We start from the raw sequence: 4761 nt of genomic DNA on the forward strand, positions 1-4761 counted from the left end.
CGGCGGCGCGGCTGCCGTCTTGTGTGACGTAGCCTTGGGTGGTCACGCCAGTGGCGGTGCGCTCGACCAGGAAGAGGGCGATCTTGCCGTCAAGTTGTGCGGGCACGATGAAGGCGTCTGCCTTGTCACCAGCGGGTACTACACTTTTGGTAGCTGTGACCGCATAGCCTGATTGCGCCTTGGCCGCTTTTGCATCGCACACGTCCAGGCGGTAGCGCGCCTTGCGCTCCTGCTGCGCCAGCACCACCACGGCTTCGCCGCTGGCCACGCGGGGCAGCCAGGCGCCTTGCACGTCGGCCGGTGCATAGTGCGACAGCACGCTGCTGGCGATGAATGCCTGGGCGATGGGCTCCAGCACGATGCCACGGCCCAGTTCCTCGGCCACCACCATCGCATCGATGGCCCCTTGGCCCATGCCGTCGTGCGCTTCGGGCACGGTCAGCGCCGTCAGGCCCAGCTCGGCCAGTTCGCCCCAGGCGGCGCGGTCAAAACCGCCGGCGGCCACGGCAGCGCGGCGGCGCTCAAACGTGTAGCCCTTGTCCACCCACTTGCGCACGGCGTCGCGCAGTTGTTCCTGGTCGTCAGAAAAATCGAAATCCATGTTCTTGTCTCCTTAGCCCAGAACCGTCTGCGCGACGATGTTGCGTTGCACTTCATTGCTGCCACCATAGATGGTCGTCTTGCGCAAATTGAAGTAGGTGGATGCCAGCGGCGCATTGGCGGTGACACCGCCAGGGAAATTGCCTTGCCAGCCAGCTTCCATAGCCTCTTCGATGAAGGGCATGGCAAAGGGGCCGGCGGCCAGCATCATCAGCTCGGCGTAGCGTTGCTGGATCTCGCTGCCCTTGATCTTGAGCAGGCCCGCGATGTCGAGCGAGTTCTTGCCGGACTTCTCGGCAGACAGTACGCGCAGCACCAGCATTTCCAGTGCAACGATGTCGACTTCGAGCAGGGCGATCTGGTCGCGGAAGCGCAGGTCGTCCCATACGCCTTCGGTCTTGGCGATGCGCTTGAGGCGCTCCAGCTCGCGCTTGCTGCGGTTCACGTCGGCGATGTTGGTGCGCTCGTGGCTCAGCAGGTGCTTGGCGTAGGTCCAGCCCTTGTTCTCTTCACCGATCAGGTTCTCGGCAGGCACTTCGACGTTGTCGAAGAACACTTCATTCACTTCGCACTCGCCGTCCAGCAGCTTGATGGGGCGCACGGTCACGCCCTTGGACTTCATGTCCACCAGCAGGAAGGAGATGCCGGTCTGGGGCTTGCCTTCGGTGCTGGTGCGCACCAGGTTGAACATCCAGTCGCCGTGCTGGCCGAGGGTCGTCCAGGTCTTTTGGCCGTTGACGATGTACTTGTCGCCCACGCGCTCAGCGCGGGTTTTGACGCTGGCCAGGTCCGAGCCCGAACCGGGTTCGCTGTAGCCCTGGCTCCACCACACCTCGCCGCTGGCGATGCCGGGCAAAAAGCGCTTTTGCTGCTCGGCATTGCCAAACGCCATGATCACCGGGGCCACCATCACCGGGCCGAACGGCACGATGCGGGGCGCGCCTGCCAGGGCGCATTCCTCTTCGAACAAATGCTTTTGCACGGCCGTCCAGCCGGGGCCACCGAACTCCTTGGGCCAGCCAAAGCCCAACCAGCCCTTTTTGCCCAGGATCTTGGCCCAGCCCTGCATGTCTTCGCGGGTCAGGCGCAGGGCGTTGTGCACCTTGTGCGAAATGTCCTTGGGCAGGTTGGCGTGAACCCAGGCGCGAATCTCTTCGCGAAACGCCTGTTCTTCGGGGGTAAATGCGAGATCCATCGGTTTGTCTCCAAGTGATCCGCATTTGTAGCACGGTCGTTCGTTTTATTCCTGTCCGGGTGGCGACATTGGACTGAACTCAGGGGAAATCTCAGGGGAAATGCCCAGCTCGGCGCATAGCCGCTGCACGGTATTGCGCAGGCTTGCCACCTCAGCCTCCAGGGCGTCCACGCGGGCCTGCAGGGCTGGCGATGGGCTGGCGCCCGACCCGCCTGCGGGTGCATGGCTGGCGGAGGTATCCACCGGCCCGCACAGCAGGTGCGCCCAGCGCTGCTCGCGGGCGCCGGGCGCGCGGGGCAGCTGCACGACCAGCGGGCCACCCTTTTCGGCGCTGCGCTCCTGCAGCTCGTCCAGAAACGCCTCGACCGAGGAGATGTCCGCAAACCGGTACCAGCGCTCTGCGTTGATGCGCAACTCGCCGGCGGTCTGCGGGCCGCGCAGCATCAGCAGGCCCAGCAGCACGGCCGATTGCTCGGGCACGCCCACGCCGCGCTGAAAGTTGTGCTCCCAGCGCGTGGTGCGGTTGCCGCTGCTCTCAAACGCCAGTGTCAGCAGCTTGAGCGAATCCAGCGCCTCCTGCGCCTCGGCGTCGCTGAGGTTCATCACCGGGTCGCGGCTGGTTTTCTGGTTGCAGCCAGTGACCAGGCCGTTGAGCGACATGGGGTAGCTGTCGGGCACCGTGCGCGCCTTTTCCATAAGGGTGGCAAGCACGCGGGCTTCGTTGGGGGTGAGGGGGCGTGTGATGGGGTCGAAGGGCACTGGGATAATCCGTGGCAATTTATGAAGAACATCGTCATTCTGATCTCTGGCGGCGGCTCCAACATGGCCACCATCGTCCGCACCGCCCAGCAGGAGAACTGGGCGCAGCGCTACGGCGCCCGCGTCGCCGCCGTCATCAGCAACAAACCCGACGCCGCCGGGCTGGCCTTTGCGCGGGAGCAGGGCATCGCCGCCGAGGCGCTGGACCACAAGGCCTTTGCCAGCCGCGAGGCGTTTGATGCCGAACTGGCCGCCACCATCGACCGCCACCAGCCCGCGCTGGTGGTGCTGGCGGGGTTCATGCGCATCCTGACGCCGGGGTTTGTGGCGCACTACGCCGGGCGGCTCATCAACATCCACCCCTCGTTGCTGCCTGCCTTTACCGGGCTGCACACCCACCAGCGCGCCATCGATGCGGGCTGCAAGTTTGCGGGCGTGACGGTGCACCAGGTGACGGCCGAGCTGGACGTGGGCCCCATCCTGGACCAGGCCGTGGTGCCGGTGCTGCCGGGCGACACGGCCGAGACGCTGGCCGCGCGGGTGCTGACGCAGGAGCATGTGATCTACCCCCGCGCCGTGCGGGCGCTGGTGCAGGAGCTGTAGGTCGTCACCCGGTTGCCTGGGGCCCTGCCACCTGCAGGGAGTTGATTGCTATTTAATTGATAGCTATCAAGGCAATATGGTCGATCGCAGAGGCCATTTTTAATGGGTTTTCTGGCGCACGCAGCTCGTCAACTGACGGGCGAATCGCACTGCGTGCCCCGGGGGGGCGGTTGCGCTCTCTATCCCCCGGCTTCCCTTCTCCTTCTTGCCGTGCCTGCTGGGGCTGCGTCAGGCCACTGCGTTCAGGCTGCTGGCGTTGGAGGACGAGGTAGTGCTCCAGCCATTGGCGGCCAGCGCGTACTGCTGCCGGGCAAAGTCGGCCAGCCGCGCCAGGTCGTTGCGGCCGCCGGACTCGCTGCTGGTGGTGGCCGACTGCGCCTGGCGGGTCAGCTGGTCGATGAATGCCTGGGACTCGGTGGTGCTGATGCTGGCGTCGCCATCGGTGTCGATGGCGTTGAACAGCGCCGTCATCGCATCCTGCTCCACGCTGCTGGTACCGCCCGCCAGGCGCTCGGCGGCCGAGACCACGCCGTCCTCGTTGGTGTCCAGCGGGTCGTAGCTGGTGGCTTGGCTGCTGCCCGATGCCCCTGCCGCGCCGCCAGCACCGCCCGGCCCACCCGGCCCCCCAGGAGGCGGTGGCATGCCGCCCATGGCCTGCATGCTGCCCGCTTCTCCGCCTGCGCCCGAGGGGCGGCCTGCGTCGAACTCGGCTTCGCTCAGGCTGCCGTCGCCGTCCGCATCCAGCTGGCTGAACACCTCGTCGCTGCTCACGCCCGTTTGGCTGGCCGTGCCGCCGGACATGGCCTCCAGCAGCGCCTGCAATTCGGTCTTGCTCACGCTGCCGTCGCCATCGCTGTCCACCTTACCAAACAGATCGTCGCCCGCCTGGCCGGTGGCGGTGCTGCTGCTGTCGCCACTGCGCGACTGGGCAAAGGCCATGGTGGAGGGGGGCGGGGGCAGCACGCTTTGCATGGTCTGGCCCAGCTCGTCGGCGTTGAGGCTTCCGTCGCCGTTCGCGTCGTACTGCTTCACCAGGTCGGCCGCGCTGGTCTGGCTGCTCACGCCGGTCTTTTTGGCTACATCGTCCAGCAGGCCCTGCAGTTCGGTGTCGCTCACGCCGCCGCTGCCGTCGGCATCGATTTTGGATAGCAGCCGCTCCGGCGACGGCGCCGGGCGTGATGCCCGCTGCACGCTCGCACTGGACCAGGCACTGCTGACGCTACTGATGGTCGTCATCGTCGTTCCTTTCGTTCCAAGGGAGGGCCCTGCCGGGCCCTCCACAGCGGAAGCCCTCGGCCATGGCCCAAGCCCATTCTTTGGGGGGCGTGTCTCCGGGGTTTGTCCGCTTTGTACCAAGGCCGATACAAAGGGCGCCTGCAAGGCCCAAACAGGGGGGCAAATCCCCGCCAGATTGCCCCGAGAGCGCGGGGGCTGCTGCCTAAACTTGGGGTGTTCTTCCTGGGGCGCTTTTGCGCCTGTGCCCGCCCATGCAACACATCCTGGTGGTGGACGACGATGTGGAGATCACCACACTGCTCACCGAATACCTCGCCCGCTTTGGCCACGCCGCCCACGCGGCGTGTGATGCGGCGTCGATGCGCGCG

General features: G+C 66.2%; 5 protein-coding genes. 1 reads left to right on the forward strand and 4 read right to left on the reverse strand.

The annotated features are described in order from the left end of the window. From ACK4OE_RS25155 to ACK4OE_RS25165, 3 genes are all read right to left on the reverse strand, one after another. Positions 1-601 (reverse strand): acyl-CoA dehydrogenase family protein (locus ACK4OE_RS25155; protein ID WP_409889157.1); only part of this gene is annotated, 601 nt, incomplete at its 3' end. Positions 602-613: 12 nt separating this feature from the next. Next, positions 614-1795, reverse strand: a complete 1182-nt coding sequence (locus ACK4OE_RS25160) for an acyl-CoA dehydrogenase family protein (protein WP_409889158.1) — start codon at positions 1793-1795, stop codon at positions 614-616. Between the two features lie 45 nt (positions 1796-1840). Further along, positions 1841-2554 (reverse strand): YceH family protein, encoded by a 714-nt coding sequence (locus tag ACK4OE_RS25165; RefSeq protein ID WP_409889159.1) that lies wholly within the window; start codon positions 2552-2554, stop codon positions 1841-1843. A 21-nt stretch (positions 2555-2575) separates the two neighbouring features. Between ACK4OE_RS25165 and purN the strand changes: the two genes are divergently transcribed. Next, positions 2576-3157: a phosphoribosylglycinamide formyltransferase gene (purN, locus tag ACK4OE_RS25170; RefSeq protein WP_409889160.1), complete on the forward strand. Its 582-nt coding sequence runs from the start codon at positions 2576-2578 to the stop codon at positions 3155-3157. 228 nt (positions 3158-3385) lie between these two features. On the opposite strand, the gene xopAW is transcribed toward purN, so the two are convergent. Then, a complete protein-coding gene (xopAW, locus tag ACK4OE_RS25175) occupies positions 3386-4393 on the reverse strand; it encodes a XopAW family type III secretion system calcium-binding effector (protein WP_409889161.1) in 1008 nt (335 codons plus the stop codon). Positions 4394-4761: the final 368 nt, after the last annotated feature.

It is taken from the genome of Acidovorax sp. (assembly GCF_046314175.1).
Classification (GTDB): domain Bacteria; phylum Pseudomonadota; class Gammaproteobacteria; order Burkholderiales; family Burkholderiaceae_C; genus Acidovorax.